This window comes from Oceanobacillus massiliensis str. N'diop (assembly GCF_000285495.1).
Lineage (GTDB): Bacteria > Bacillota > Bacilli > Bacillales > Amphibacillaceae > Oceanobacillus > Oceanobacillus massiliensis.
The window spans coordinates 701,638-728,521 of the sequence record NZ_HE610978.1 but is presented as its reverse complement, the minus strand read 5'-3'; the positions used below and the strand labels follow the sequence as shown (position 1 = coordinate 728,521).

Sequence of the window (26,884 nt, the reverse complement as noted above, 5' to 3'; positions counted from 1 at the left end):
CTCCCTTGGCTATTTTATTTGTCTCAGATATGTACTCGAATCTAGCTAGGATAAAAGTGATATATCTATTATTTCATTCATATCTGAAAATTTCAATCTGAATGCAACAAAGAAGGGGCGAAACACGAATTGCATTGGTGCATAACAAAAAGCCATAGTACCAAAACTATGGCTTCAAGAGTTCGACAAAGTTCAACAAAAATCGGGAAGTGACAGGCACCTAATTTCGATACCTAATTTCCTGGTGGGCGGTTTTGGCGATATTTTTTGTCATCCTTCATATCATTTAATTCTTCTTTATTTTTGTTTTTCTTCTTTTTTCCTTTACTCATGAGTATAGCCTCCTTTTTAGAGGTATTGTGACCAATTCTTTTTAAAAAATTCGGATTGCGATAGCTGTTGCAGCAGTAAAAGAAGGATTAATAATCAGATAAAGGACATAATAATTGTGAATTTTAGCGATGAATTATTTAGGAGGGCCATAACCATGTCTGAAGAAAATAAAAATAAAAATAAGGATAAAGGTAAGCAGAAGAACATATTAAAGTACGATACAACACCGAAACGCGATGTAGAAGTCTCACGGGAGAGCGAGTTCCTTAATCTAGACAATAAAAAGAATAAGCGAGACCGATAAAAATAAAAGTAAAAACAAAAGGAGCTTTTCTGAAAGACATCAGTAAAGGTCCTTTTTCCATTATGAATCTTGACGAAATTTACAAGTACATAATCCAACCGTTATCAGGAATAACTAAAATGGTGTTTAAAACGAAATATTATCCCAAGTTTAAGCAGGGCAATTGATTAGGAGGGACAATAGTGGACGAAAAGGGTACAGGTAACTTTACCGCTGCAGGAACCGATATCGACCAGGTAAAAAAGCTAAATGAAAACTCTGGTATGTCTTATAATGAAGCAAAGGAATATCTTGCGAAAACAACGGGTGGACATGGCACATCGATATTCAGCGATACCGATTCCCAAGAAGTCAGGGCGAAAAATCAGCCTGATAATAGTTAGAATTTTGGATGGGGGCAAGCCAATTATGCAGGAAAATGACTACCAAAAAATCTATAATGAGTACAGGAATCAGAGTAATGAACAGCAGGACAAAATAAGTGAAATGAATGCAGAAGGCAAGGAAAGCATCGTGGCCGTACGAAAAAATGATACAGGTGATATTATTGCATTTAAAACGGATACGGGGCGTGAGCTAGATTATGTAACTGCTTTAAATGAAGCAAAGTCAGGGGAGCTAGCGCATCTGGATGTATTCCACAAATACGGAAGGGATATTATCAGAAGTGAACCGGATGGTATCAAGGAAAATAACTTAGATAACTTACCTTTGTTTTGATGAAAAAAGCATGCAGCCAAGTATTCCACCTTGGACTGCATGCATAAATGGTACATAGGCATAGCTCTTATTGGTGCAGAAGCCGTATTCCTATTGGGGGACAACGGCTTATTTCTTTTTGCATCACAATTAAACATTCGTATTCCTGGAGCAGTAACGTTCTATCTCAATTCAAAATACGGCAACTTTGGGCAAGCTGTTCATGAATAGACGCATTCATTGATAGCAGCCAGCAAAATATAATTCGACAAAAACCGGGAAGTGACAGGCACCTTAGGGAACCTAGTTTGTTGCCCATTCTTCGACATTCCATATTTTGGTTACCCAGTCTTCATAGAACTCGGGTTCATGACACACGAGGAGGATGGTGCCTTTATATTCTTTCAATGCACGTTTTAATTCCTCTTTTGCAACAACATCCAGGTGATTGGTTGGCTCATCAAAAACTAGCCAGTTGCTTTCATTCAACATCAATTTGCATAAGCGTACTTTTGACTGTTCGCCACCGCTTAGTTGTTTCATCGGTCGGGTGATATGCTCGTTTTTCAAACCGACTTTGGCCAAAATGCCGCGAACCTTCGCCTGATCCAAATGCGGAAAGGCATTCCACACCTCATCAATTGGTGTTGTGCTGGGAGCCTGGACTTCCTGCTCATAATAGGATGGGAAAAGGAAATCGCCGAGCTCTCGTTTACCGCTAAGAGGCTCAATTTTCCCCAGAATCGTTTTCAAAAGGGTCGATTTTCCGACACCGTTGCTTCCTACAACTGCTATTCTGTCACCACGTTCGATTTCGGTTGTTAGTTTAGGAAATAGCGGCTGATCGTATCCGATTTCCAAATCCTTGGCTTCGAAAACAAATCTGCTGCTGCCGCGGGATTCCTTGAAACTGAATGTTGGTTTCATTGCCGTTTCCGGACGATCGATCCGCTCCATGCGAGCGAGCTGCTTCTGCCGGCTTTTTGCCCGTCCAGTTGTCGAATAGCGTGCTTTATTTTTGGCAATAAATTCTTCTTGTTTTTTGATATACTCCTGTTGCTTTTCATAAGCATTGATATGCTGGTTTTTATTAATCTCAGCAAGCTCCAGAAATTTTTCATAGGTTGCTGTATAGCGTGTCAGCTTGGAAAATTCCAAATGGAAAATGACATCGACAACGCCATTCATAAATTCTGTATCATGCGATATTAAAAGGAAGGCATGCGGGTATTCCTTCAGATAGCTGCTAAGCCATTGAATATGCTCCACATCCAGGTAGTTTGTCGGCTCATCCAGCAATAGGACTTCTGGCTGCTCCAATAAAAGCTTTGCAAGCAATACCTTCGTCCGCTGTCCTCCACTTAGTGCCGAAACGTCCTTGTCCAGTCCAATGGCATCGATTCCAAGACCATGTGCAGCCTCTTCTATTTTAATATCCAGACTATAAAAGCCGCCTGCTTCCAATTTATCTTGGATAATCCCCATTTGATGGAGCAAATCCTCAAGCTCTTCAGGTGTAGCAGTCCCCATTTTTCCTGTTACTTCATTCAGCATTTCTTCCTGCTGAAACAATGGCAAAAATGCATCTCGGAGAACATCTCGGATTGTCTTCCCTTTTGTCAGCACCGTATGCTGATCCAGATAGCCATAATCTGTACCAGGTGTCCATTCCACTCTGCCGCTATCATGTACAAGCTGCTTGGTGAGAATATTCATCAAGGTTGACTTGCCAACCCCATTTGCTCCAACTAAGCCAACATGCTCACCAGCTACAAGACGAAAAGATACGTCTTTAAATAACGTGCGGTCTCCAAAGCTATGGCTCAGGGAATCGATTGTAAGCAAACTCATTGTAAAAAACCTCCAGAAAGTGAAGAAAATCTATCATTATATGTCGATTGGGGTATTTGAGGTGGAGAGACCAGCCTAAATCCAATGAGGGTGATATAACGTGTAGAATATACTTCCGCTTAAAATTTTATTTGTTTTAATTATAGAGGAAATCAAGAGAACTTACTAGGTGAAAAACAGGAACACCACCGATAAATAAGATTCGACAAAATTCGGGAAGTGACAGGCACCTTGCATAGTCGTATTCAATATTGTATAATTATTATCAATAAACGTATAATTATTCATTATTGAATAATTCGATAATTTGAAGGGGAGATTTGATGGTCAATCTTTATCTTCTTCCAAATGCTGAAGAAGAGGTAATCGATTCGTATGATGAGGACATTATTGTCACGAATCGGAATGGGAAAATCATTAAGGCTTCGCATATCAGTGGAAAGCAATACAATTTGTCTGCTGCAGATCTAATTGGCAAATCTGTCTATGATCTGGAAGCCAGGGGGATATTTTCACCGGCGATAACCCCATTGGTTCAGGAGCAAAAGAAAAAAGTTGTCCTCGTTCAGACTAAACAAGATGGCCGGAAAGTATTGATTACAGGAATTCCGCTATACAACGAGAGCCATGATGTTGAGTTTGTTGTCAGCTATTCCTATGATGTTTCGGAATTATTTGTTCTTCAGGAATATTTGAATGAATTGGAAGGCGAGATGACCAGAGTTAAAGAGGAACTGGAGACGTTGCGTGAGAAGACTCTAACGATTGATGGCATCGTGGCAGAAAGCAAGTCGATGCAGCAACTGCTTAAAACAATTAGCAAAGTTGCTCCGCTTAAAGTTCCTGTTCACCTGCAAGGGGAGAATGGGGTCGGAAAATCTTTGCTTGCCAAATTGATCCATAAGGAAAGTGAGTGGAGAAATGGCCCATTTATTGAAGTGAACTGTGGCGCTATACCAGAAGCACTTCTTGAGCGTGAACTTAAAGGCAGCACGGAACATGGAGCGGAAAAAGCCGGATATCTGCAGCTTGCCGAGGATGGATCGCTCTATTTGCAGGGTGTTGATGAACTTTCCAAAACTGGCCAAGGCATTTTGATGAAATCGCTACGGCAATGCAATCAGAACTTTCGTATTATCAGTTCCACAGAAGAAGACATGGAAGAATTAGTACAATCAAAAAGGTTCAGGGATGATTTATTTTATAAGCTGCATGTGATTCCGCTTCCGATTAAGCCGTTACGTGAAAGGCCGGAGGATTTAAGTGCAGCTATAGAAATCTATGTTGAAAAATTTGCTGCCGAGTACGGAATGGAACGCCGACTATCCAATGATCTATTCCAGGAACTGTTACAGAAAGACTGGAAGGGTAATCTTCAGGAAGTAAAGAATTTGATGGAGAGACTTGTTGCTGGGAGCGAATCCGTAATGATAACAAAAGACAATCTTCCACTGAATTATCGCATGGACGATTCCGAACAGCTAAAACCTTTGGAAATGGATGGGGAGACATTACCTCTGATTCTGGAAAAGGTGGAAGAAAAAGTATTGATCAATGCCAGAAAGCATTGTAAAACAACTACAGAACTGGCAGAGATTTTGGGAATCAGCCAACCATCTGTTGTACGAAAACTAAAAAAATATTCCATATAGAAAAGGGGCATCAGCATGATGAACAATAATGATCAGGAGTGGCTGACATTAGTCGACTCTATAGGAAACTATCTTGCACCAAGTATGGCAAAGGACCATCCAAACTTACCGGTTGTGAAGGCAGAAGGCTGTTACTACTACGGCGCAGACGGAAAAAAATATCTCGATTTCACATCAGGAATTGCTGTAGAGAATGTTGGGCACCGCCATCCAAAGGTGGTCCAGGCAATAAAAAACAGCAGTGACTACCTCATTCATGGACCATCCGGAGTTATTATCTATGAATCTATCTTAAAGCTTGCTGCAGATCTGCAGGAAATACTCCCGCCAAAGCTTGATAATTTCTTCTTTGGAAATAGTGGCACAGAAGCGATAGAAGGGGCATTGAAACTGGCAAAATATGTTACCAAGCGGCCATATGTGATTTCTTTTACCGGAGGATTCCATGGACGGACAATCGGGTCCTTAAGTGTTTCCACATCTAAAAGTAAGTACCGTAAGTATCTTCAGCCATCATGGCTCACCTATCAGCTTCCATATGCCAACCCGGCTGATTGTCCAGCAGACAGGGAATCCGAGGAATTCTTCGCGGAAAAATTAGAGCAGGAAGCAGCAGAATTATTTCGTCATCAGGTTGACCCAGAAGAAGTAGCATGCATGATTGTAGAGCCGGTCATGGGGGAGGGCGGCTACATTATCCCACCAAAATCCTGGCTGAAAAAGATCCGTGAAATCTGTGACCGCTACGGGATTCTTCTGATTTTTGACGAAGTGCAGACAGGATTTGGACGTACTGGAAATTGGTTTGCAGCCCAAACCTTTGATGTCACACCAGATATCATGGCCGTTGCAAAAGGGATTGCAGCAGGAATGCCGCTTGGGGTGACAATCGCCTCCCAGGAATTAATGAAGCAATGGCCGATGGGGACGCATGCGACCACATTTGGTGGGAATCCCATTGCCTGTGCAGCCGCCAGGGCATCCATCGAAGTCATCAAAGAGGAAAAACTGCTTGAGAATTCCCGGGAGATGGGCGAATATACGCTTGCCCGTCTAGCTGGGCTGCAGAGAAAATTTCCAATAATACAAGATGTCCGTGGAGTGGGCCTCATGATTGGTATCGCTCTGCAAAATCCGAAAACTGGCGACCCGGATGGAGAAGCTGTTATGCGTGTTCTGGATGGCTGTTTGGAAAAAGGCGTCCTGTTTTATTTATGCGGAAATGCCGGTGAGGTCATTCGTATGATACCACCATTAACGGTAAGCAAAGAACAAATTGATGCAGGAATCAAAGTACTGGAAGACGTACTGGAAACAATCTGAGAGATGGGCAAAGTTTAACAGAAGAAATGAGGAGGACTTTGATTGAGTACAAATAGTGAACAGAAAGTTGTTTATGCAGCAGAGGAAAAATTTTCAAAAAAGGATTTGCTGAAGTTTTTGCTGCCCTCTTTGTTTGGGGTAATTATATTCCTTTTCCCCATAATTGACGGTGGTTCGTTTAACATACCTTTAGGAATCATCACGGAATACATTATTGACCTATTAGCGAATTGGCTGCCGGCCATTATTACGTACACAATGTTTCTTTCTGCAATACTTACACTTTATGCCATTATCTTTAAACCTAGGTTTATAGTAAACTCGGAATTTCTTTCATCGCTTTTTAATGTATCGATTTTTTGGACAGCCGTCCGAGTCCTGGGTACGATTTTTGCAATAATGACATATTCTGAAACTGGATTTACATTTATCCATTCGGAAATAACCGGGCAAGTCATGTTTGGCCTATTGACAAGCCTCATCGTATGGTTTTTCGTTGCCTCCTATCTTATGCCCTATCTGATTAATTTTGGGGCAATGGAATTTGTAGGCACACTGCTTAGAGGAGTTATTAAACCATTATTTACGCTGCCAGGCCGCTCTGCAATTGATTTGTTGGCATCCTGGGTCGGTAATGTCAATGTCGGGGTTGTCATAACAAGAGAACAATATCAGGATGGATTTTATTCAGGTCGTGAGGCGGCAGCAATCGCAACCTGTTTTTCAACCGTGTCATTGCCTTTTTGCCTTGTTATTGCAAGTATGCTTGAAGTCGATCACATGTTTCCGGTTTTCTACCTTACGATTTGTATAGCCGGGATTGTCAGTGCTGTCATTATTCCGAGAATCCCGCCAATATCCAAGGTTTCAGATACGTATTATCAAACAAGCCACATCCAAGAGGAAATCCCTGCAGATACATCTGCATTCAGATGGGGTCTTCAACAGGCGGTCAAACGGGCTAAAAATGCAGGAACAATCAGAAGTCAATTTAAACAGGGGACTGAAATTTTCCTTGGTATCGTGTTTGTGTTACTGCCACAGGTGATGGCTATTGGAACGATTGCCCTGATTATTGCAGAATTCACACCCGTATTCCAGTGGATTTCTCAACCGATGATCCCGATTCTTAATCTCCTGCAGATTCCAGAAGCAGCAGAAGCGGCTCCGGCAACCATCATTGGTTTTATTGATATGTTCCTTCCGGCTGTGCTGGCATCCGGCATTGAAGCAGAAATCACCAGGTTCGTCATTGGTGCATTGTCATTGGTTCAAATCATCTATTTAACAGAAATGGGTACGCTTTTACTTATTTCAAAAATTCCGGTCAAATTTTCACATCTATTAATCGTATTTATCGAGCGTACTATTATCTCATTGCCGATTATCGCATTGATTGCGCATATCGTTTATTAAAAACACATGATACCGGGTGGTGCTAGCCATGTATGTACAACAGCTTATCGATGAACTCGGCAAGCATAAAGTCAGTCAAAATGAAACAGAATTAATGAAGCACAGCAGGGATGAGTCAATCCATGCTGCCGTAAAACCGGAAATTGTCTGCTTTCCGGAAACCAAAGATGATGTTGCAACCATTTTAGAGGTGGCTTCTGTACATCTGATACCGGTAACCCCGTTTGGAGCAGGATCCGGTTTGGAGGGACAGGCAATACCAATTCACGGAGGAATAGTAATAAATTTTGAAAGGATGAATAAGATCCTTGATTTTTCTCCGGAAGATATGCGGATTACCGTCCAATCGGGAGTCACTCGTATGCAGTTAAACAGACTCGCAGCTAAGCATGACCTGATGTTCTCGGTTGATCCAGGTGCCGATGCCATGATCGGCGGGATGGTGGCAACCAATGCAAGTGGTACCACCGCCGTACGCTACGGTGCAATGCGCGATCAGCTGCTGGACTTGGAAGTCGTTCTCGCGGATGGAACTATTTTTCATACAGGAACAAAGGCGAAGAAATCTTCATCCGGCTATCATCTCACTGGTTTATTTGCAGGCTCTGAGGGAACGCTTGGCATCATAACAGAGGTTACATTGAAACTGCATAGTATCCCGGAGTATTCGATGCTGGCCAGATGTACCTTCGACTCATTGGATATGTGTGCTGCTGCAGCACAGAAAATGCTGCAGTCGGGAATCCAGGTACTGCGGATGGAACTGATCGATGCCGCTAGTATCCAATTGATCAATCATCATAGTGGAGAAGATTTTCCTGTTGGGCATTCCTTATTCCTTGAATTTTCCGGAACGAAAAATGCGGTCGAAAAGGAAATGCGTGATGCTTCAGAATTAATGGATGGCCTGGGAGCAGAAAACTGGATATCTGCAAACGACCCACTTCAAAAAGAAGTAGTGTGGAAGGCAAGAAAGGAACTGAATTATGCCATTTCCCATCTGAAAGGTATGGAAGAAATCGGCGGTGATATCTGTGTTCCAATCTCCAGAATGCCGGAAATGGTTTCCACTGCCCGCCAATATATGGATGGCAGTGGACTGAATGGAGCTATTTGGGGCCATGTAGGTGATGGTAATCTCCATACAAGTATTATGTATAATCCAAAAGTAAAAGGCGAATTCGAATTAGCCGAGCAAACAAACGATGCCATTGTAATGCATGCAATTCAAGCTGGAGGCACATGTACCGGAGAGCATGGTGTCGGAATCGGTAAGATGAAATTCCAGCAGGCAGAGCATGGCCAGGCTTTGGAAGTTATGAAGAGGATGAAGCAAATGTATGATCCGAAAGGGATATTGAATCCGGGGAAGATTTTTGTGCCTTAATTTGATAAGTTTCTTAATGTAAAGATTATAATGTAAACATTATTAAACTTTCCCGCGAACGGAGTCAGCGACGTAATTATGGCGGGCTGCTTTGTCCAGATCCCAGTAATAATCGATGATCTACGAGGGCACTTGCTATGTAGGCGTGTGATCGGCATCCACTGCCGCAGAATTCATATATAATTCCAAGGTGTCTACGTGATTCCTCCAAATTATTTTGGAATACCAAAAGCGGAACAGCATATCAGGCTGTTCCGCTTTGTTGAGCTTCCTGTGTGACTAATGTGACCTCATCAATAAATAAACAAAATAGGGTGCACTTAAGATAGCAACAACGATACCGACAGGGATTTCTGTTGGCGATAATACATTCTTGCCAATCATTTCAGCTAACAGCAGCAGCAGCGCACCAATCAGAGCAGAGAGCGGGATAATGAATTGATGTATGGGGCCAATCAGCTTTCTTGCAATATGGGGAACGACTAGACCGAGAAAAGCAATCGCTCCTCCAAATGCAACAGAGGCACCTGCAAGCCCTACAGCAAGCAACATCAATATACGTCTTTCTTTTTCCACATATGCTCCTAGGCCAGTGGCTACCTCATCGCTGATATTTAATACATTCAATGATTTTGCCTTGTAAAAAACGATTGGAATCAATAGGAGAATCCAAGGCAGCAGCGACAGGACCGATGTCCAATTTGCATTCCATATATCCCCGGATAGCCAGACCGTTGCCTGTCTGAAATCCTGCGGGTCCATTTTTAGCTGGAAAATGGTGATAAAGGCACTGAATCCGGCATTGACGCCAATTCCAACCAGAACGAGTCTGATTGGATTGACACCTTTTTTCCATGCGAATAAATAGATGATCAGGGCTGCAAAGGCAGCACCAATAAATGCCGCAACGGGCATAATAAAAGCAGCTAATACAGTTCCAGGCGCCATCGTATTTTGGAAAAAGAAGATAAATAACACGACAGCAAGCCCCGCGCCTGTATTGATTCCAAGAATTCCCGGATCGGCAAGTTCATTTTGGGTGATTCCTTGTAAAATTACTCCTGAAACTGCCAGACCCGATCCAATCAATAAAGCAAGAATAATTCCAGGCAAACGAAATTCAAACAGAACGAGCTCCTGCCTGCCTGTCCCATTATTAAATAGGGTTTTTATCACCTCGTTTGGCGATATATGTATGATGCCGGTACTTAGGCTGACAAAAAACATAATGATTATTCCTGCTGTTATTCCTGCCATCATCCAGGAGAATTTTTTTCGTTTCATTGCGTCTGGTGTATGCATTATTTCCCACCTCCACGAGCTAAATAGAGGAAGAAAGGAACGCCCAAAAGAGAAGTAATCGCGCCAACTGGTGTCTCGAAAGGTGCATTGATCAACCTGGAAACAAGGTCGGACACTACGAGCAGCAATGCACCAAAGATGGCCGCTGTTGGAATGATCCAGCGATAATCGGGTCCAATAATAAACCTGGTTATATGGGGAACAATAAGTCCGACAAAACCGACAACCCCTGCAATGGAAACGGCGGCACCAGTCAGGATCAGTATAGAAAATACACCAAGAATTTTAATGATAAGATTATTTTGGCCAAGGCCGACAGCAACTTCTTCACCAAGGCTAAGCACCGTTATCGATTTAGAAATATACAAAGCAATTAGCAATCCAATTGTACCTGATATCAGTAATAGCTTAACAGATGTCCAGCTTGTACCGGATAGCCCTCCTGCCAGCCAAAAGCCCATCTCTTTTTCCAACTGAAAATGCAAGGAAATAATAGAAGAAAAGGCTCGCAGCATTGTCCCGATTGCAACCCCTGCCAATACCAATTTAACGGGTGTCAATCCATGTCTGGAAGCTGAGCTGATCAAAAATATCAGACTGACAGCCATTCCTGCACCAATAAAGGAAGCCAACGTCATTCCCAATCCATTTACATGAGGGAAAAATGCCAGCATAATTGCAAGGGCAAAAGCTGCTCCGTCTGTCACCCCCAAAACAGAGGGGGATGCGAGTGGATTTCTTGTCATTCCTTGCATGATTGCACCGGAAACAGCAAGCAGTGATCCAACTAATGCTGCTGAGAATGTGCGGGGAAGCCTTAATTCCTGTATCACCTGATGGCCGGTTAAATCCGGATTGAAATGGAATATGGACTGCCAAACTGTATGGAACCCGATATTCGTTGAACCGTAAGAAACAGATAGACCGCAGAGAAAGATTAAGATAATAAGTGCAGTAAGATTTACGATTAGTTTACTTAAATTCGAACGATGAATACGTGTTAACATGTGGTCCTCCTGCTTCAAGCTATTAGAGCGTAATAGAGCGTTGACTTTTCAAATGATAATGGTTATCATTATCATTGGATTTAAATAAATTATATCATATTATAAAGGAGAATACATATGTTCAGAAATCATAAATATCAATCTATAGTCTTATGTATGGCGATCATCGGAGCTTTCCTTTTATCTGCATGCGGCAGCGATGATTCACAATCTGAATCTGAAAGCACTGGCAATGAGGAAAGTACAGAGATTAAAGTAGATTCTGCAATGGGAGAACTTACGATACCATCGGATGCAGAAAGGATTCTTGCCCCATTTCATGAGGATGCCTTACTGGCTCTTGGCGTAACGCCAGTTGCCAAGTGGGCAATAGGAGAGTCTGTTCAAGGCTATCTGGAGCAGGATTTAGAGGAAATTCCAAAGCTTGAATGGAATCTTCCACTAGAACAGGTACTTAACCATGAACCAGACCTGATTATCCTGGAAAACAATATGGAAAGCTATGAAGGAACATATGATGATTATAGTAAAATTGCACCCACCTATGTAATGACAGAAGAAACCATGAGTGATTGGCGCAGTCAAGTTACTACATTTGGCGAGTTACTTGGTAAGGAAGAAGAAGCAGAAAAGGTATTGAATGAATATGAAGAAAAGGTTGCGGATGCAAGCGAACAGCTTGAAGAAGCAATTGGAGATGAAACCGTTGCAGCCATTTGGACGGTAGGCAATCAATTCTTCTTATTCGAACACAACCGCCACAGTGCTGAAGTAATTTATTCGGAGTTAGGTATCGAACAGCCGGCCTTGGTCGAATCGCTGGGAGAAGGGGAAGCCCAATGGAACCCAATCAGTATTGAAAAGCTTTCTGAGCTGGATGCTGACCATGTATTTTTATTGGCAACTGAAGGGGAGCAAGGGCTTGAAACCTTGGAAAATAGCGATGTATGGCAAAGCACACCTGCAGCAGCCAATGATCAGGTTTATGTAATCAACGATCCTAGTAATTGGACAAATAAAGGCTTAATCGCATCAGAGAAAACGATCGATGAACTTCTGGATGTTCTAGTGGATTAAATGAAAGCTGCCTCTCCATAATGAGGCAGCTTTTTTCGTGGCTTAGATTAATGAAGAGCCACCTGAACAAATTATAATTCGACAAAATTCGGGAAGTGACAGGCACCTAAAAAGGCACCTAAAAAACCGATCAGGAAATTTCCTGATCGGTTTTCTTGTTTCTGATGTTATTTCACTTCATCTTGCTCTTCTGTTTCTTCTTCGCCATAGGAGTAATCATTAATATTAACTGGTTCCCATTCTTCGTTAGGAGTATAGAAACGTAAGAGGTCGCCATTCAATACTTTATCGGACAGTTCGAGTTCATGAAGAACTGTTTCAGCTGTCTTTTTCATTTCTTCTGTCGGTTCTTCGATTACTTCTTTTGTTTCATTATCGTAATAGGAACCTTTGACAAAGCTGTATTCCGGAGTCATAAAGTCACCGTTACGGAAAGGTACATATTCTTTATGGTCTTCCGAGAACATATCAGTACCGAATACGATATGATCCAGTGCATCAATGCCTAGGATATGCATCAATGTTGGCATGACATCGATTTGTCCGGAATATTCATGATTGGTTCCTTGGCCATCAACGCCAGGAATACGAATCAAATACGGTACACGCTGCATGTCAGCATTTTTCAAAGGAGTGATTTCTTCCCCAGTAATCTGCTCCATTGCTCTATTATGATTATCAGAGATACCATAATGGTCACCATAGATCATAATTATCGAGTCTTCATATAAGCCGGATTCCTTCAGATCATTAAAGAATTGCTCCAGTGATTCATCCAGATAACGGGCTGTCTGGAAGTAACCATCAACGGTGGCATCTCCAGTTTCAGCAGGCTCAATTGTTGCCTCGCCTTCATCAACGATAAATGGGTGATGGTGTGTCAATGTCATCATATGAGCATAGAACGGCTGATCCATTCCTTCCATTAATGGAACGGCTTGTTCAAAGAATGGTTTATCTTTCAAACCATAGTTAATGACATTCTCCGGACTCATATCATAAAAGATATCGTAGAAATATTGATTGATTCCAAGAGCTTTATAGATTTCATCACGATTCCAGAAGGATTTTCCGTCACCGTGGAATACAGCGCTTGTGTAATCCTGCTGCTGATCCAAGATGGCTGGCAATGCCTGGAAAGTATTTTCGCCTTTTGTCATGAATGCTGCCCCCTGCGGAAGACCGTATAGAGAAGTATCCATAATCAGCTCAGCATCAGCAGTCTTTCCTTGCTCTGTCTGATGGAAAAAGTTATCAAAATAAGTGAAATCCTGACTCTCATCATTTACAAGTGAATTGAGGAATGGAGTAACCTCTTCCCCGTGCAATTCATAATTGATTAAGAAAGACTGGAATGACTCCAGATGAATCTTGATAATGTTTTTTCCTTTTCCAGTTCCGAAGTATTCCGCATTTGGTTCTGCATACTTCGATTTCGTGTAGTTTTCCACTTCGGTAATATCACTGCTATCGGCCAATACACGCTGTGTCGATGTTTCAAAGCTCTGAATAGCATCATAAATGATAAAATTATAGGTTCCTAGATATTTAACCAAATAGTTTCTGTCAAAAGCACGTTCCAATAATTGCGGTCGGTCCGCTTCTGCCAAACCTAGATTAACAGTGAAAGCAATTAAACCTGCCAAAAGCACTGTCAATGGTTTACGAATTCTCGGACGTTCCATGGACCAATTCCCTTTAAACTTGTTATAAAGGACGATCAAAATTACAATGTCGACGAAATAGAGCACGTCATATCCTGTCATTAAGCTCAGAATACTGCCGCCTAAGCTGCCCATGTTTTCCGAGGAACCAAGGGTGGCAATCGTAATAAAGTCGCTGTTAAAACGGTAATATACCAGATTGGCATAAAGGATAAATCCTAAAATAAAGTCGAGAATGATAATCCGGCGTCCAACCTTTTTACCAGCCGAAAATAATGCAAGTCCAAGGAAAATCAAACCTGAACTTAAAGGATTAAGGAATAATAGGAATTCTTGCATGGCACCACTGACACCTAAATCAAACTCCAACTTATATATCGTATACGTTTTTATCCAAAAAAGAACTACAGCGATCGCGAAGAACCCCATCTTCGTAGATAATAATTTCTTCACTTTCTTCACCTCATATTTTTCAATTGGTTAACTTAATTTACATCCAGTTAATCTTGTAACAAGATGTTATTATATATCAATAAGAGGAGTAATGTCAAAGCAATTTATATGTAAAAAGTGTGGCAACGCAAGCCCCGCACGCTCCTGTACCCTAGATCAGAATATTATTCGACAAAAACCGGGAAGTGACAGGCACCAAAAAAGTGATATAATGAATATTAAAAATAAACGAATAAGTTATTGGGCTGGAGGAAAAATGAAGCGCTTTCTTAATGTTTCATTAAAGGTTAAAATTTTAGGATTGATCATTTCGCTAATTATCCTGATTATTGGCTTAATGACGATAACACTGACAACACTGGAATACAGGGAAGAAATCAGGAGAGCCGAGCATAGTGCTCTACAGACAGCCAGGATGATTTCCTATATGCCGCATATACAAGAGGCAATAAAATCGGAAAGCTTAAGTCATGAAGGCAGATTGACCATAACACAGTTAATAGAAGAAACAGGTGCGGCAGGTATAGTGCTGGAAAGCGAAAATGCTGTACTCTACTCTACAGTCCCAAGCAAAATAAGAAAGGTAATTGCAGAAGATAATCTTACCTACCGCGCTTTGGTATTCGCAAGTGCCTATGTCGAGAAGGTCACGCTCGACCATCATAAATCCCTATTAGGAATTGCACCTGTTTCCATCGATAATGGACCCTATTATCAGATAGAGGGAACCGTTACTGTCCGATTTGATGAGAATCTGATTATCCAGAACATTTTTAAGGATATCAATAAAATATTAGTCGCAGCATTTATCGTATTGGTTATCGGAATCATCGGCGGCGTCATCCTTACCAAGAGTATAAGGAAAGATACGTTGGGACTTGAGCCCATTGAGATAGCTTCCTTGTATAAGCAGCGGAATGCGATACTCCAGTCTGTTAAGGAGGGCATCATTGCAGTCGATTCAAATGAAAAGATAGCCATGATGAACCATTCAGCCAAGAATATCCTCCATGTGAAAGGCAAGGTAAAGGGGATACAGCTGGATAAAATATTCTATAGATCTCAGATTATCGATATGATCAATTCTCCTATCCAGACAAATGATGCAGAGATAGAACACAATGGACGAACGATTATTGTCAATACCATGCCCATTTTAGAAGAGAATAAAAGGATTGGGACGGTAGCAAGTTTTAGAGATAAGACAGAGATACAGAATATGGTCAATACCATTTCCGAGGTGAAGCAGTACTCGGAGGATCTGAGAGCACAGAACCACGAATTTACGAATAAATTATATGTTCTGCTAGGGTTGCTGCAACTGGGCAAGACAGAAGAAGCGATGGAATTCATTCAGGAAATTACTAAAATACAAGAATTGAATGCTGATATTATTTTTAATTATATCCATGATGAAAAGGTCCAGGCAATTTTACTGGGAAAGCTGGCCAAGGCCTCGGAAAATAAGCTGGAATTTACGATTGATCAAAATTCTTCCTTAGAAAAACTACCCTCCCGTTTTGCCTTATTGCCTTTGCTTATTATTATCAGCAATCTAATTGATAATGCGTTTGAAGCGGCTGCAAATAAAGAAGAAGGCAAAGTAACATTCTTTACTACCGATATCGGTAAAGAAGTCATATTTGAGATTAGTGATAATGGAAACGGCATCAATGAAGAAATTCTCCCGGATCTTTTTTCCAAGGGAGCTTCTGGAAAGGGAGCGGACAGGGGCTATGGATTGTCTAATGTGAAATATGAGGTGGAAGAATTAGACGGATCCATTGAGTTTGAAACTTCAGCGGAAGGAACAATCTTTACGGTTTTTCTTCCTAAGCAATAATTTTTTCAATTCTTCATTAGCGAGAGGTGATTTCGAGTGATTAATGTGATCATTGCTGAAGATGATTTTCGCGTTGCAAAGATACATGAAGCTTATATGGAAAAGATAGAGGGCATGTGTGTTGTTGGAAGGGCGATGAACGCTTCTGATACCCTTGATTTATTGAGTGAACAATCTGTTGATCTGCTGCTCCTGGATGTCTATATGCCAGACATGTTAGGAACGGATCTGTTGCAGGAGATTAGGAAGGTCCATTCCAGTTTGGATATTATTATGATTACCGCTTCTACAGAGAAGATTTTTCTCGAGAAATCATTACGTTATGGTGTGTTCCAATATCTCATCAAACCTGTAGAACTGAATAAGTTTAAACAAACAATGAGCCAATACAAAAAAAATAGACAACTGCTCAGAAAGACGAAAGAAGTGAATGAAAAGCTGCTGGAATCGATATTTGGAAATGACTCATCGCTTATTTCACAACAGAATCTTCCACCGGGGATTGATGGCATCACCCTCGATAAAGTGATCCAAATCGTCCTATCGGAATGCGGTGGGATGACATCAGAAAAAGTAGGGGAAAAAATGGGAGCTTCCCGGACAACGGCCAGACGTTATTTGGAATACTTGGTAGGAATTGATTATTTAAAGACAGAGAGTGTCTATGGGATAGTGGGCAGACCGGAACGCAGATATTTTCTAAAGGAGACCCATACGGGAAATCTATAATGAAACGGTAATGGACTTAAGCGATATATTAGCTTAGGTCTCTTTTCTTATATAGAAAGAGCAATAAGGAAGCCGTGAACAAAATGAACAAAATACATTTTAAATTTTTAAAAAACAATATTTTGTAAACGTTTACATAAATTGATTCAATCGTTAAGATAGTAATAATTTCATTATGATGAATGGCCAGCAGTATAAAAATCAGGAAATGAAGAGGTGTAGAGAATGAAAAAAGTAATGTTGATTTGTTTCGTTTTGTTATTGGCAGCATGTTCGAATACTGCATCAGGAGATGAATTTCCATCCAAAAATATCGAGATTGTGGCTCCTGCATCGCCAGGAGGAGGATGGGATCTAACAGCGCGCTCCGTTCAGAAAATATTAGTTGATAATAAATTGGTTGATGCAAATATCAATGTCATGAATAAGCCAGGAGGCGGGGGAGAGGTTGGCTGGACATACTTAGAGCCTAAAGATGCCCATCACCTAGCAATTAATTCGAGCTTACTTTTGACAAACAACCTTTTGGGAACAAGCCAGCTTACCTATAATGATTTCACACCACTGGCTATGCTGGCAACAGAGTGGCAATCACTGGCAGTCTCAGCTGATTCAGAGTATGGGAGTTTAGAAGAATTGATGGACCAGCTAAAGGAAGACCCCAAGTCTATTAAAGTAGGGGTTGGTCCCGGACTTGGTAATGACGACCATCTATCATTCGTTCAAGCTGTCCGTGCGAACGGTATTGATCCAAAACAGATTGACTTTCTAGTATATGAAGGTGGGGGAGACGTTGTCACTGCGCTTCTTGGAAATCATGTGGATGTTGTGACGACATCATTGTCCGAGGTGAAGGAGCTTTATCAGGCAGAAGATCTGAATATATTGGCTATATCGTCCAGTGAGAGATTGGAAGAGCTGCAGGATGTCCCTACCTATCAGGAACAGGGCGTAGATATGGAATTCCCGCACTGGCGCGGAATAATGGGGCCAGCTGATATGAGTGATGAGGAGGTCGCTTATTGGGATGAAAAGTTAGGGGAAATGGTCCAATCGGAGGAATGGAAAGAAGTCCTGGAGAATAATGACTGGGACGATTTCTACAAAAATAGTGAAGATACAAAGGCATTTCTTGACGAACAGCAGGAATTATACAAGGGACTGGTGGATGATTCGGGATTAGTAAATTAATCCTGAATCAGTCTGCAAAGAAAGGAGCTGAATAACAATGAAGGCCTTTAAATTAGGGATGCCAATTTTTATGATTGTCTTGGGACTTGTTTTTCTGTTTGCTGCAATGAATTTGCCTAAAGCAAATCTGGGCAATCCGAATGGTCCTATCTATTTTCCAATCGGATTAAGTGTTCTACTTTTGATATTCAGTATTATCTACCTGTTTCAGGAATTGAAAAATATAGATAAAGAGAATGAAAAAATCAAAGAGCTCCTTTCTGGAAGGACAGTAAAATTGATTGGTATGACCGTTTTATTCGGAATCATTTATGCAATCATTCTAGATGCAATTGGCTTTTTGATCGCAACGGCACTGTTTTTGGGTGCATTATTATTTTTAGTGAATGGATTTCAAAAATGGAAGGCAAATCTGATCGTTGCTGTCGTTTTTTCGATTGTATCATGGTATTCATTCAGTGAGCTGCTGGGTGTTAGTCTACCGTAGGAGGTGGTAATAATGGAGGCATTTACAGAAGGATTACTAACTGCATTACAGCCCATGAATATAGTATGGATCGTTATTGGAGGCTTCTTAGGAACCATCGTTGGAATGCTGCCCGGACTTGGCCCAGCAACAGCTGTGGCGGTCCTGATTCCGGTAACTTTTGGCATGGACCCGGTCAGCGCGCTAATATTGATGGCCGCTATCTATTACGGAGCAATGTATGGCGGCTCCCGCAGTTCGATATTGCTGAATACACCAGGTGATGGGTCGGCAATTGCAGCCACCTTTGACGGATACCCGATGGCACAAAAAGGGCAGGCCGGTCAGGCAATGGCCATATCTGCAGTAGCTTCATTTATAGGAGGAGTTCTAGCAGTCTTTGGTTTTATTTTGCTTGCGAAGCCATTGGCCACTTTTGCTCTTAAGTTTGGCCCCGCAGAATACTTTTTATTAATGCTGCTTACACTGTCGGCCATCGTTTCCTTGTCATTAGGCAAGATGGTCAAAGGCTTTATAGCAATGGTGATTGGTTTAATGATCAGTACCATCGGAATTGATACGCAGAGCGGTGTCTACCGATTTACTGCCGATATCCCTCATTTAAGTGAAGGTATTGACTTCCTGATTGTTATTATCGGGGTATATGCGATCGGTGAGGTATTGTATAATTTCCTGTCCATCGATAAACAGAAGAAGGAAAAGAAAAAGATTGGAAAAATATGGTTCAGTAAAGAGCAATGGAAACGGTCGATGTGGCCAATACTCCGGGCCGGACCAATCGGGTTTATTGTAGGTGTCCTGCCTGGAGCTGGTGGTTCGATAGCTTCTATGATCAGTTATTCGACTGAAAAACAGATTTCCAAAAGATCGAAAGAGTTTGGAAAAGGTGCAGTAGAAGGACTGGCAGCACCGGAATCTGCAAACAATTCAGCATCTGTTGGTGCGATGATTCCACTATTGACGATGGGAATCCCGGGTTCAGGTACGACAGCAGTGATGCTCGGTGCCTTGATTATGCTGGGAATCAGACCAGGGCCTATGCTGTTTGAAAATGATCCAGGACTTGTTTGGACATTTGTCAACAGTATGTTTATCGGAAATATTGCGTTGGTGATCATTAATATTGCCCTTGTAGGGTTATTGGTTCGGGTCCTTGATACTCCGGCAAAAATCTTGTATCCAATCATACTGCTGATGGCTTTTATAGGAACCTATACATTAAGCTACAGTACAGTTGATTTCTATTTGCTGCTCATTTTCGGTTTGCTTGGATTAGTCATGAAAGTGCTGGATTTCCCGCTGGCACCGCTCGTATTGGCAGTTATAGTGGGGGCCGATATGGAACAGAATTTCCGGATGGCTGTGTTATCGTCAAATGGCAGTATGGGGGTTTTCTTCAGTTCGCCTGTATCGATTACACTAGTTGCCCTGATTATTATTTCTGTACTGTATCCATTGATCATAGGTGCAATTCAAAAAAGGAAAGAGAGAAAAGCGGAGGAAAATATAGAAAAGATTATATAACTAAATGGAGAAAGGTGGATTTGTGTGGAAAATAGTCTGATTGGAGCCAATTATGACACGGTAGTTGTCGGTGCAGGAAATGCTGCATTATGTTCTGCAATAGCCGCTCGTCTACAGGGTGTCCGTGTACTCGTTGTTGAACGGGCGCCAAAAGAGAAAAGAGGCGGCAATTCTTATTTTACGGATGGGGCTATTAGAGTGGCATATGAGCATTTTGAACATATTAGAAAAGTGATTCCTGACATACCTGATGAAGAAGCTGAGGATATCATTATGCCTGAATATGGGAAAGATGATTTTTATGCCGATATGATGCGTGTGACAGAGGGGAGAAGTGATCCGAAGCTTGCAAAGCAATTAGTAGGGAAGTCTCTTGGTACGATTCTATGGATGAAAGAACAGGGTGTAGAATTTGAGCTTAATGCAGCAAACCAATCGTTCATAAATAATGGCAAGCGTGAATTCTGGGGTGGATTGCCCCTGAAGACAAAGAAAAAAGGAATCGGATTAATGGAGTATCTGTTCAAAAGGTTAGATGATCTGGGAATTGAAGTTGTTTATGGAACAAGGGCAGTTGAACTGGTCAAAGAGGGCAATAAGATTACAGGATTGGTCGTTGAACAGGGAAAAGAGCAGGTTCAGCTAAGTTGCTCCAGTGTTGTACTTGCGAGCGGGAGCTTTGAGGCAAATAAGGAAATGCGCAAAAAATACATTGGGGATGAGTGGGAAGCAGCCATTGTAAGGGGAACGGAATACAACACAGGAGATGGACTGGATATGGCGCTGTCTGCAGGTGCGCAGAAATATGGTGAATGGTCTGGCTGCCACTCGATTGGAACGGACTATAATGTACCGAAGTTTGGCGACTTTAATAAACCTGGCGATATCTTTAAAAAGCATTCCTATCCATTAAGTATCATGCTGAATAAAGATGGAAAACGATTCGTTGATGAAGGTGCCGATTTTAGAAACTACACCTATGCAAAATACGGAAAAGAAATACTCAAGCAAAGGGATCATGTCGCATACCAGCTTTTTGATGCCGAGACGAGGCCTTTATTAAGAGAAGAATATAATCTTGAGGAAGCTACAGTTGTGCAGGCAGATACACTGGCTGACTTGGCAGACCGTTTAGATGTGAATAAAGATGCTTTTCTTGCCACAATCGAGGAATATAATGAAGCCGTTCAAGACGGGGAATTTAATCCTTCTATTAAAGATGGAAAGCACACAGAGGGAATTGATCTTCCCAAAACCAATTGGGCAGTGAAGGTGGAGAAAGGACCGTTTTATGCATTCCCTGTGACATGCGGCATCACGTTTTCGTTTGGTGGTGTGCATACGGATCCAGAAGGTAGAGTGCTGGATGATAAGGATAAACCAATAGACGGGCTGTTCGCTGCAGGTGAAATGGTAGGCGGAATTTTCTATGGCAATTATCCTGGGGGCTCTGGCCTGATGTCTGGTGCGGTATTTGGCAAGCTTGCGGGAACAGCTGCAGGAACATATGTATTAAAGAATACAGAAACAACGGGAGCATAAAACCATTAGAGGAAAAAGTCACCTATTGCGGGTGACTTTTCTTCGATATGATTCCTTTTGAATTGAAGGTGTAGTTACAATGAGGAAAAAATACTGATAATTATTGTGCTATTTTTATATCTGGCATTTTTGCCTGATTTTTTCTTCCAGGCGGATGTCAAGGTAAAAGCGCTGATTGCTTTGGTGATTATTCAAATATTATGGATAGGCAGGGTCTTCCCGTTAGCACACAGTTCCATTCTATTAATGTTAATCCTGGCATTTCATTTTTTCAGTTATGAAGAAACGTTATCCTATATCGCTTCAGATATTGTCTGGTTAATGTTTTCTACCTTTTTTATATCGAAGGCTTTCATAGATACAGGGCTCGCAAGCAGGGTCGCATTAAGTATGCTGAAACTATCAAAAGGTTCAGGAAAAGCATTGATCCTTTTATCCTATATTCTCATGTTTGTTTTAGCTATTTTAATCCCATCAAATGTTGGGAAAGCAAGCCTGGTGGTGTCTGTGTTTGATGGCTTGCTCACCAGTCTGAAAAAAATAAAGGACGTACAAAATCTGGGAAGGGCATTATTCATAGGTGTTACCTACCTGACCCCAATTTCTGGAGCCTTTGTCGCAACTGGTGCAAGTTCAACGATTTATGCCTACGGGATTCTTCGGGAGCTAACCCCTAATTTGAATTACATAAACTGGATCTATTATTTCGGAGTCCCAATTCTATTATTTACTTTGTTGCTTTGGCTCATTTTTTTGATTCTGTACCCGCCTGAAAATATCGAAAAGCACTACATCATGCATATCATAAATAATCGGATCAAAGAGCTTGGCAGAATAAGCTATTCCGAGAAGAAAATATTGTTCATTATCGGTCTGACGGTTAGCCTATGGGCAACGCAGCCAATACATCATTTTTCTATCCCATTGATCGGTCTTCTGGGAGCGGCGTTAACCTTCAGCCCCTTCATAGGGGTTTGGAGCTGGGAGAAGGCCCGCGAATCTGTTGACTGGGACATGATTCTATTTTTCGCAGCAACGATAATGGTTTCGCAAATGCTGATCAGGACAGGAACGATTGAGATGATTGCCCAATTTTTTATGAACCATATTCAGTTGGAATCTTCAGTGCTCGTGTTATTTATACTAATTTGTTCCATTGCATTCATAAGACTTATTTTTGTAAATGTATTGGGGTATCTAACCATTGTGCTGCCGCTTGCTATTACGATTGGGCAATCGCTGTCTGATATTTCGCCATTAATCATTTCGATGTCCGTATTCTTAATGGGTGTTCCGGGATTTTTGCTGATTACCCAGTCGCCTGTTCATCTAATAGCCTTTTCCTACAGATATTTTACAGAAAGGGACCTGCTGAGAGTTGGAAGCATATCCATGGCTGCTTGGATCCTGATTGTTTTCTGCTCTGCCATATTATACTGGTAATCAAATCGATTCGACAAAATTCAACAAAAACCGGGAAGTGACAGGCACTGTTCGGGATGGTCGATAAATGGGTTGCGGTTTCCTTGTATCTCGTAGATTGCCTGATTTCGATGCTGTTCATAAAGGTCTGGCGGGAAAGCCTGATGCCAATCCAGCAAGAGTTCAATGTCTATTTGTTCCATATGGACGTTCTCGATCTTTTTCGGATACCTCAGCAGAAAATAGAGCGTTGCTCTGGCGACGGCACCTTTTCCGTACTCCGGTTCAAATAGACTGTCCTCGCCCTTGCCGCATTTGTTCCTTACTTTATGAATAGTTGCTCCCTCTGGATCATAGTCTTTGAAATCATGGTAGGGATGATTGCTGCGAAACGAATTGCATACAGGTTCACATGTAAATAAATGATGCAGATCGCCTCGCATCGGCTGTTGTTCATTGAACCAGGATTGCGGGACAGCATGCTCACAGTTATATGGAAACTCTTTTTCAATTTGCACAAGCTGGTCCTCGTTGACAGTATTGCTTGTTGCCAGGAGATTTTCCATTCTTCTTTTCCGCTTAAAGGAGGTTGAAAAATCCTCCTCGATTATATCTTTGGGATTCCGGTTTATACCTGAATAGATACTCGTCAGTTTTCCATCAGGTTTTAAATCAACCCATGGATATACATATGTGCTCGGATCGTATCGTACTTGATTGGTATGTGTTGTCTGAAGAAGCTGCTGGATTGACTTGGTTAGAGTATCACTTGGATGATCAAATTGGATGTTGGCGTAATATTGCTCAATGGCCTGCCGATCTTTGTCAGCATCATAATAGACCTTCTTATCTTGTTCGAGGATTGCCAGATTTTCATATAGATGGGAAACAATGCTATCATGATGCTGGCGCTCCAGTGATACAGGGAAGAGCCGTTCTGTTTGCCGCTGCGTAAGTATCATTTAAAATCCTCCTAATTATGAGTATGTTTACATGACTGGCCCAAGGCAGCATTTCTATCTATAAATTCCCTTGCTAGTTAAATACTTCTCCTTTATTCCACCAAAATCCTCCTCCGGTATAAATGTAAAAATTAATTTGCAAACCTTACCGCTTCCTACTGAACTGGACGCTCGACAAATTTCAACAAAAATCGGGAAGTGACAGGCACCCCGATCGGCACCTCAAGCTGGTAGATACCTTCTCCTTCCTTGTCTTGGAGTTTTCCGTTTTTTAGGTATATACCGTTTCTTTCATCGATTCCGTAATATGTGCAGCCAGGTAATTTATTGGCTGCGTTTCTGAGATGACCCTCATCTTCCCATTGAGAAAAATGTACCGCTATTACCAGATCGGATACCAATCCAAGGCCTTTTCGAGATTGGAATGACTTCGTCTCATTATCTTTTGGAGAGATAACACAATTTGCTGGACTGATCAATGCACCTGCTGAGAATCCCGCATACGGTATACCGGAGTGGAACCTTTCTTTAATAGCATCTGCTATGGCGGTTTCAACGATAAAATCAGCGTACAGATTTGTAACACCGCCGCCAACAATAATGCCAGAACACCTTGATATAGATTGCACTACTTTTTCAATTGGTGTAGAAGGGAGCGGCAGGTATTCATAATCATCCGGACCGAAATCTTTCACTGGCTTTGTATAGGTTGGCATAAAATCTCTCCAGCCTTCACGCTCTATAAATAGAACAGCAATGGGCCCGGTTTTCGCTGAAGCTATATTGGCAAACTGTTCAGCCATTCGGGGTGTGAATGGAGGTCCTGATCCAAATAGAAATAGATGCTTATCCATGTGATGATCTCCTTTCGTTTTATAGATTACTATACTACTTATTTGTAAAATGAAAACCGTTTTTTGAATAAAATTAGAATTTTTAAACTTATTTAACGAAAACTACTTGATATTTTAATTTATAAACGATACTATAATTTGTAAGCGATTTCAAATAAACGGAGGGGGTAACGAATTGATTACATTTCTAGTATCTATCATGCTATTGATTGTCGGTTATTTTACGTATGGAAAATTCATCGAGAAAATATTCGAACCGACAGATGACAGGAAGACACCGGCATATACATCAAATGATGGTGTCGATTATGTTCCGATGCCAACACAGAAGAATGCGATGATCCAATTGCTGAATATTGCAGGAACGGGGCCAATATTTGGGCCGATTATGGGGGCATTGTTTGGACCTGTTGCCTTCTTATGGATTGTACTTGGTTCGATTTTTGCAGGGGCAGTGCATGATTATTTGACCGGTATGATTTCCATTCGAAACAAAGGGGCACATATTCCGGAATTGGCCGGAAAGTTCCTTGGGAAATTTTCACGCCATATTGTTAACGCTTTCTCTTTGCTGTTACTAGTCCTGGTAGGTACGGTTTTTATTTCCACACCTGCCTCCTTAATCGATATTTTGCTTGATGGAAAGGTTGCTTTCGGTGCTATTTTAGGAGCCATCTTTTTATATTACTTCTTATCTACCATCCTTCCAATCGATAAAATTATCGGACGAATCTATCCGGTATTAGGTGCAGTGCTGTTGATTGGAACCATCTCGATTGGAATTTCGCTACTGTTCTCAGATTATCGGATTCCAGAATTGACATTAGGGAATCTTCATCCGGATAATTTACCAATCTTTCCGATGTTATTTTTTACGATTACTTGCGGTGCGCTATCTGGATTCCATGCGACACAATCGCCAATTATCTCCAGAACGACGCAAAAGGAATCACAGGGACGCTATATTTTCTACGGTATGATGATTGCCGAAGCTGTCATTGCTATGATCTGGGCAGCTGCCGCCATGAGCCTGTTCGATGGACAAACCTTAAGCGAAGTCATTGCTGCCGGTACAGCTTCAGCAGCAGTTAATGAAATAGCGATTACGCTGCTTGGTGCAATTGCTGGAACCGTCGCCGTTCTGGGTGCGATTATTCTCCCGATCACTTCCGGTGATACAGCCTTCCGTGCAGCAAGATCAATCATTGCCGACTACCTGGGTATTGGCCAAAGGAATGTTATCAATCGTTTGATGATTGCATTTCCACTCTTTGCCATTGCCTATGGATTGACGAAAATAGATTTCAATATTCTATGGAGGTATTTTTCGTGGGCAAACCAGGCAACTGCAGTGATTGCGCTGTGGATTGGAACCATGTATCTGTTTATGAAGGGTAAAAACTACATTGTTTCTCTAGTCCCAGCAATCTTTATGACCTATATGGTATTCGTATATATCTTGAATGCGCAGATTGGACTCCGACTCGACTTAAACTTCTCGTTTGTGATCGGTCTCATATTGACAGTGCTCCTGACAATCGCATTCTTTGGCAAAGCAAAGAAAAATAAAGTGGATGAAATTGAAGTGGATACGAAAGTAGCATAGACCAGAGCGGATTTAAATAAAAAAGCCGTCCTTTATTCTTTACGTTGAAGAATGAAAGACGGCTAAATTTATTATCCCCAATTTGGAAAAAAGAGGAAAATGACAACCAAAGTGCCTCTCTCCATTCGACAAAATTCGGGAAGTGACAGGCACCTCATTGGCACCTTTTTGATTCCTCCAATGATTGATTCCAATACAATCAATCTTTTTTTAGGTCTGATTATATTGCGGATTCTTGCCAATCTGGATTAATGAC

Annotated in this window: 23 protein-coding genes; 17 read left to right on the top strand and 6 right to left on the bottom strand. The window is 41.5% G+C overall.

All coding sequences use genetic code 11. The annotated features are described in order from the left end of the window. Window positions 1–487: 487 nt before the first annotated feature. From OMHG_RS18785 to OMHG_RS13445, 3 genes are all read left to right on the top strand, one after another. Window positions 488–637 (top strand): hypothetical protein, encoded by a 150-nt coding sequence (locus OMHG_RS18785; RefSeq protein ID WP_010651407.1) that lies wholly within the window; start codon window positions 488–490, stop codon window positions 635–637. A 182-nt stretch (window positions 638–819) separates the two neighbouring features. Beyond that, the gene (locus OMHG_RS13450; protein WP_010651406.1) at window positions 820–1,020 is read left to right on the top strand and encodes a hypothetical protein; all 201 of its coding nucleotides are present in this window, start codon (window positions 820–822) and stop codon (window positions 1,018–1,020) included. A gap of 25 nt (window positions 1,021–1,045) precedes the next feature. Then, on the top strand, window positions 1,046–1,357 hold the full coding sequence (locus tag OMHG_RS13445; RefSeq protein WP_010651405.1) for a DUF3892 domain-containing protein: 312 nt from the start codon (window positions 1,046–1,048) through the stop codon (window positions 1,355–1,357). Window positions 1,358–1,639: 282 nt separating this feature from the next. Here OMHG_RS13445 and OMHG_RS13440 read toward each other — a convergent pair whose 3' ends face one another. Continuing rightward, window positions 1,640–3,187 (bottom strand): ABC-F family ATP-binding cassette domain-containing protein, encoded by a 1,548-nt coding sequence (locus OMHG_RS13440; RefSeq protein WP_010651404.1) that lies wholly within the window; start codon window positions 3,185–3,187, stop codon window positions 1,640–1,642. Between the two features lie 323 nt (window positions 3,188–3,510). Between OMHG_RS13440 and OMHG_RS13435 the strand changes: the two genes are divergently transcribed. The 4 genes from OMHG_RS13435 to OMHG_RS13420 are packed head-to-tail and all read left to right on the top strand — an operon-like array spanning window position 3,511 to window position 8,965. Further along, window positions 3,511–4,839, top strand: a complete 1,329-nt coding sequence (locus OMHG_RS13435; protein ID WP_010651403.1) for a sigma 54-interacting transcriptional regulator — start codon at window positions 3,511–3,513, stop codon at window positions 4,837–4,839. A gap of 15 nt (window positions 4,840–4,854) precedes the next feature. Beyond that, entirely contained in the window at window positions 4,855–6,162 is a 1,308-nt protein-coding gene (locus OMHG_RS13430; protein ID WP_010651402.1) for an aspartate aminotransferase family protein, read from the top strand. Window positions 6,163–6,204: 42 nt separating this feature from the next. Next, window positions 6,205–7,578, top strand: coding sequence for a YjiH family protein (locus tag OMHG_RS13425; RefSeq protein WP_010651401.1), 1,374 nt, complete (start codon window positions 6,205–6,207; stop codon window positions 7,576–7,578). Between the two features lie 28 nt (window positions 7,579–7,606). After that, window positions 7,607–8,965 carry an FAD-binding oxidoreductase gene (locus OMHG_RS13420; protein WP_010651400.1) on the top strand — a complete coding sequence of 453 codons (1,359 nt, stop codon included), beginning with the start codon at window positions 7,607–7,609 and terminating at the stop codon, window positions 8,963–8,965. A 279-nt stretch (window positions 8,966–9,244) separates the two neighbouring features. On the opposite strand, the gene OMHG_RS13415 is transcribed toward OMHG_RS13420, so the two are convergent. Beyond that, on the bottom strand, window positions 9,245–10,267 hold the full coding sequence (locus OMHG_RS13415; protein WP_010651399.1) for a FecCD family ABC transporter permease: 1,023 nt from the start codon (window positions 10,265–10,267) through the stop codon (window positions 9,245–9,247). Continuing rightward, window positions 10,267–11,274, bottom strand: coding sequence for a FecCD family ABC transporter permease (locus OMHG_RS13410; protein ID WP_010651398.1), 1,008 nt, complete (start codon window positions 11,272–11,274; stop codon window positions 10,267–10,269). The genes OMHG_RS13415 and OMHG_RS13410 overlap by 1 nt, the downstream gene beginning before the upstream one ends. Before the next feature lie 117 nt (window positions 11,275–11,391). Between OMHG_RS13410 and OMHG_RS13405 the strand changes: the two genes are divergently transcribed. Next, window positions 11,392–12,351: an iron-hydroxamate ABC transporter substrate-binding protein gene (locus OMHG_RS13405; protein WP_010651397.1), complete on the top strand. Its 960-nt coding sequence runs from the start codon at window positions 11,392–11,394 to the stop codon at window positions 12,349–12,351. A 167-nt stretch (window positions 12,352–12,518) separates the two neighbouring features. Here the strand turns inward: OMHG_RS13405 and ltaS are convergent, their stop codons facing one another. After that, entirely contained in the window at window positions 12,519–14,468 is a 1,950-nt protein-coding gene (gene ltaS / locus OMHG_RS13400; RefSeq protein ID WP_010651396.1) for a lipoteichoic acid synthase, read from the bottom strand. A gap of 211 nt (window positions 14,469–14,679) precedes the next feature. Here ltaS and OMHG_RS13395 point away from each other — a divergent pair, with 211 nt between their 5' ends. The 7 genes from OMHG_RS13395 (at window position 14,680) to OMHG_RS13365 (ending at window position 23,227) form a co-directional block, all read left to right on the top strand. Beyond that, window positions 14,680–16,311: a sensor histidine kinase gene (locus OMHG_RS13395; protein ID WP_161603067.1), complete on the top strand. Its 1,632-nt coding sequence runs from the start codon at window positions 14,680–14,682 to the stop codon at window positions 16,309–16,311. 36 nt (window positions 16,312–16,347) lie between these two features. After that, a complete protein-coding gene (locus OMHG_RS13390; protein ID WP_010651394.1) occupies window positions 16,348–17,040 on the top strand; it encodes a response regulator in 693 nt (230 codons plus the stop codon). A 225-nt stretch (window positions 17,041–17,265) separates the two neighbouring features. Continuing rightward, window positions 17,266–18,231, top strand: a complete 966-nt coding sequence (locus OMHG_RS13385) for a Bug family tripartite tricarboxylate transporter substrate binding protein (RefSeq protein WP_010651393.1) — start codon at window positions 17,266–17,268, stop codon at window positions 18,229–18,231. Between the two features lie 37 nt (window positions 18,232–18,268). Then, window positions 18,269–18,718: a tripartite tricarboxylate transporter TctB family protein gene (locus OMHG_RS13380; RefSeq protein ID WP_010651392.1), complete on the top strand. Its 450-nt coding sequence runs from the start codon at window positions 18,269–18,271 to the stop codon at window positions 18,716–18,718. 12 nt (window positions 18,719–18,730) lie between these two features. Next, the gene (locus OMHG_RS13375) at window positions 18,731–20,242 is read left to right on the top strand and encodes a tripartite tricarboxylate transporter permease (RefSeq protein ID WP_010651391.1); all 1,512 of its coding nucleotides are present in this window, start codon (window positions 18,731–18,733) and stop codon (window positions 20,240–20,242) included. A 24-nt stretch (window positions 20,243–20,266) separates the two neighbouring features. Continuing rightward, a complete protein-coding gene (tcuA, locus tag OMHG_RS13370; protein WP_010651390.1) occupies window positions 20,267–21,784 on the top strand; it encodes an FAD-dependent tricarballylate dehydrogenase TcuA in 1,518 nt (505 codons plus the stop codon). A gap of 90 nt (window positions 21,785–21,874) precedes the next feature. Beyond that, the gene (locus OMHG_RS13365) at window positions 21,875–23,227 is read left to right on the top strand and encodes an SLC13 family permease (RefSeq protein ID WP_044476941.1); all 1,353 of its coding nucleotides are present in this window, start codon (window positions 21,875–21,877) and stop codon (window positions 23,225–23,227) included. Window positions 23,228–23,247: 20 nt separating this feature from the next. Here OMHG_RS13365 and OMHG_RS13360 read toward each other — a convergent pair whose 3' ends face one another. Together OMHG_RS13360 and OMHG_RS13355 are read right to left on the bottom strand one after the other, a co-directional pair. Continuing rightward, window positions 23,248–24,168, bottom strand: coding sequence for an endonuclease I family protein (locus OMHG_RS13360; protein WP_010651388.1), 921 nt, complete (start codon window positions 24,166–24,168; stop codon window positions 23,248–23,250). 155 nt (window positions 24,169–24,323) lie between these two features. After that, window positions 24,324–25,022: a Type 1 glutamine amidotransferase-like domain-containing protein gene (locus OMHG_RS13355; protein WP_010651387.1), complete on the bottom strand. Its 699-nt coding sequence runs from the start codon at window positions 25,020–25,022 to the stop codon at window positions 24,324–24,326. A 175-nt stretch (window positions 25,023–25,197) separates the two neighbouring features. Between OMHG_RS13355 and OMHG_RS13350 the strand changes: the two genes are divergently transcribed. Together OMHG_RS13350 and OMHG_RS18425 are read left to right on the top strand one after the other, a co-directional pair. Continuing rightward, on the top strand, window positions 25,198–26,628 hold the full coding sequence (locus OMHG_RS13350; protein ID WP_010651386.1) for a carbon starvation CstA family protein: 1,431 nt from the start codon (window positions 25,198–25,200) through the stop codon (window positions 26,626–26,628). A gap of 99 nt (window positions 26,629–26,727) precedes the next feature. After that, window positions 26,728–26,880, top strand: a complete 153-nt coding sequence (locus OMHG_RS18425; RefSeq protein ID WP_154648241.1) for a hypothetical protein — start codon at window positions 26,728–26,730, stop codon at window positions 26,878–26,880. Window positions 26,881–26,884 lie beyond the last annotated feature (4 nt).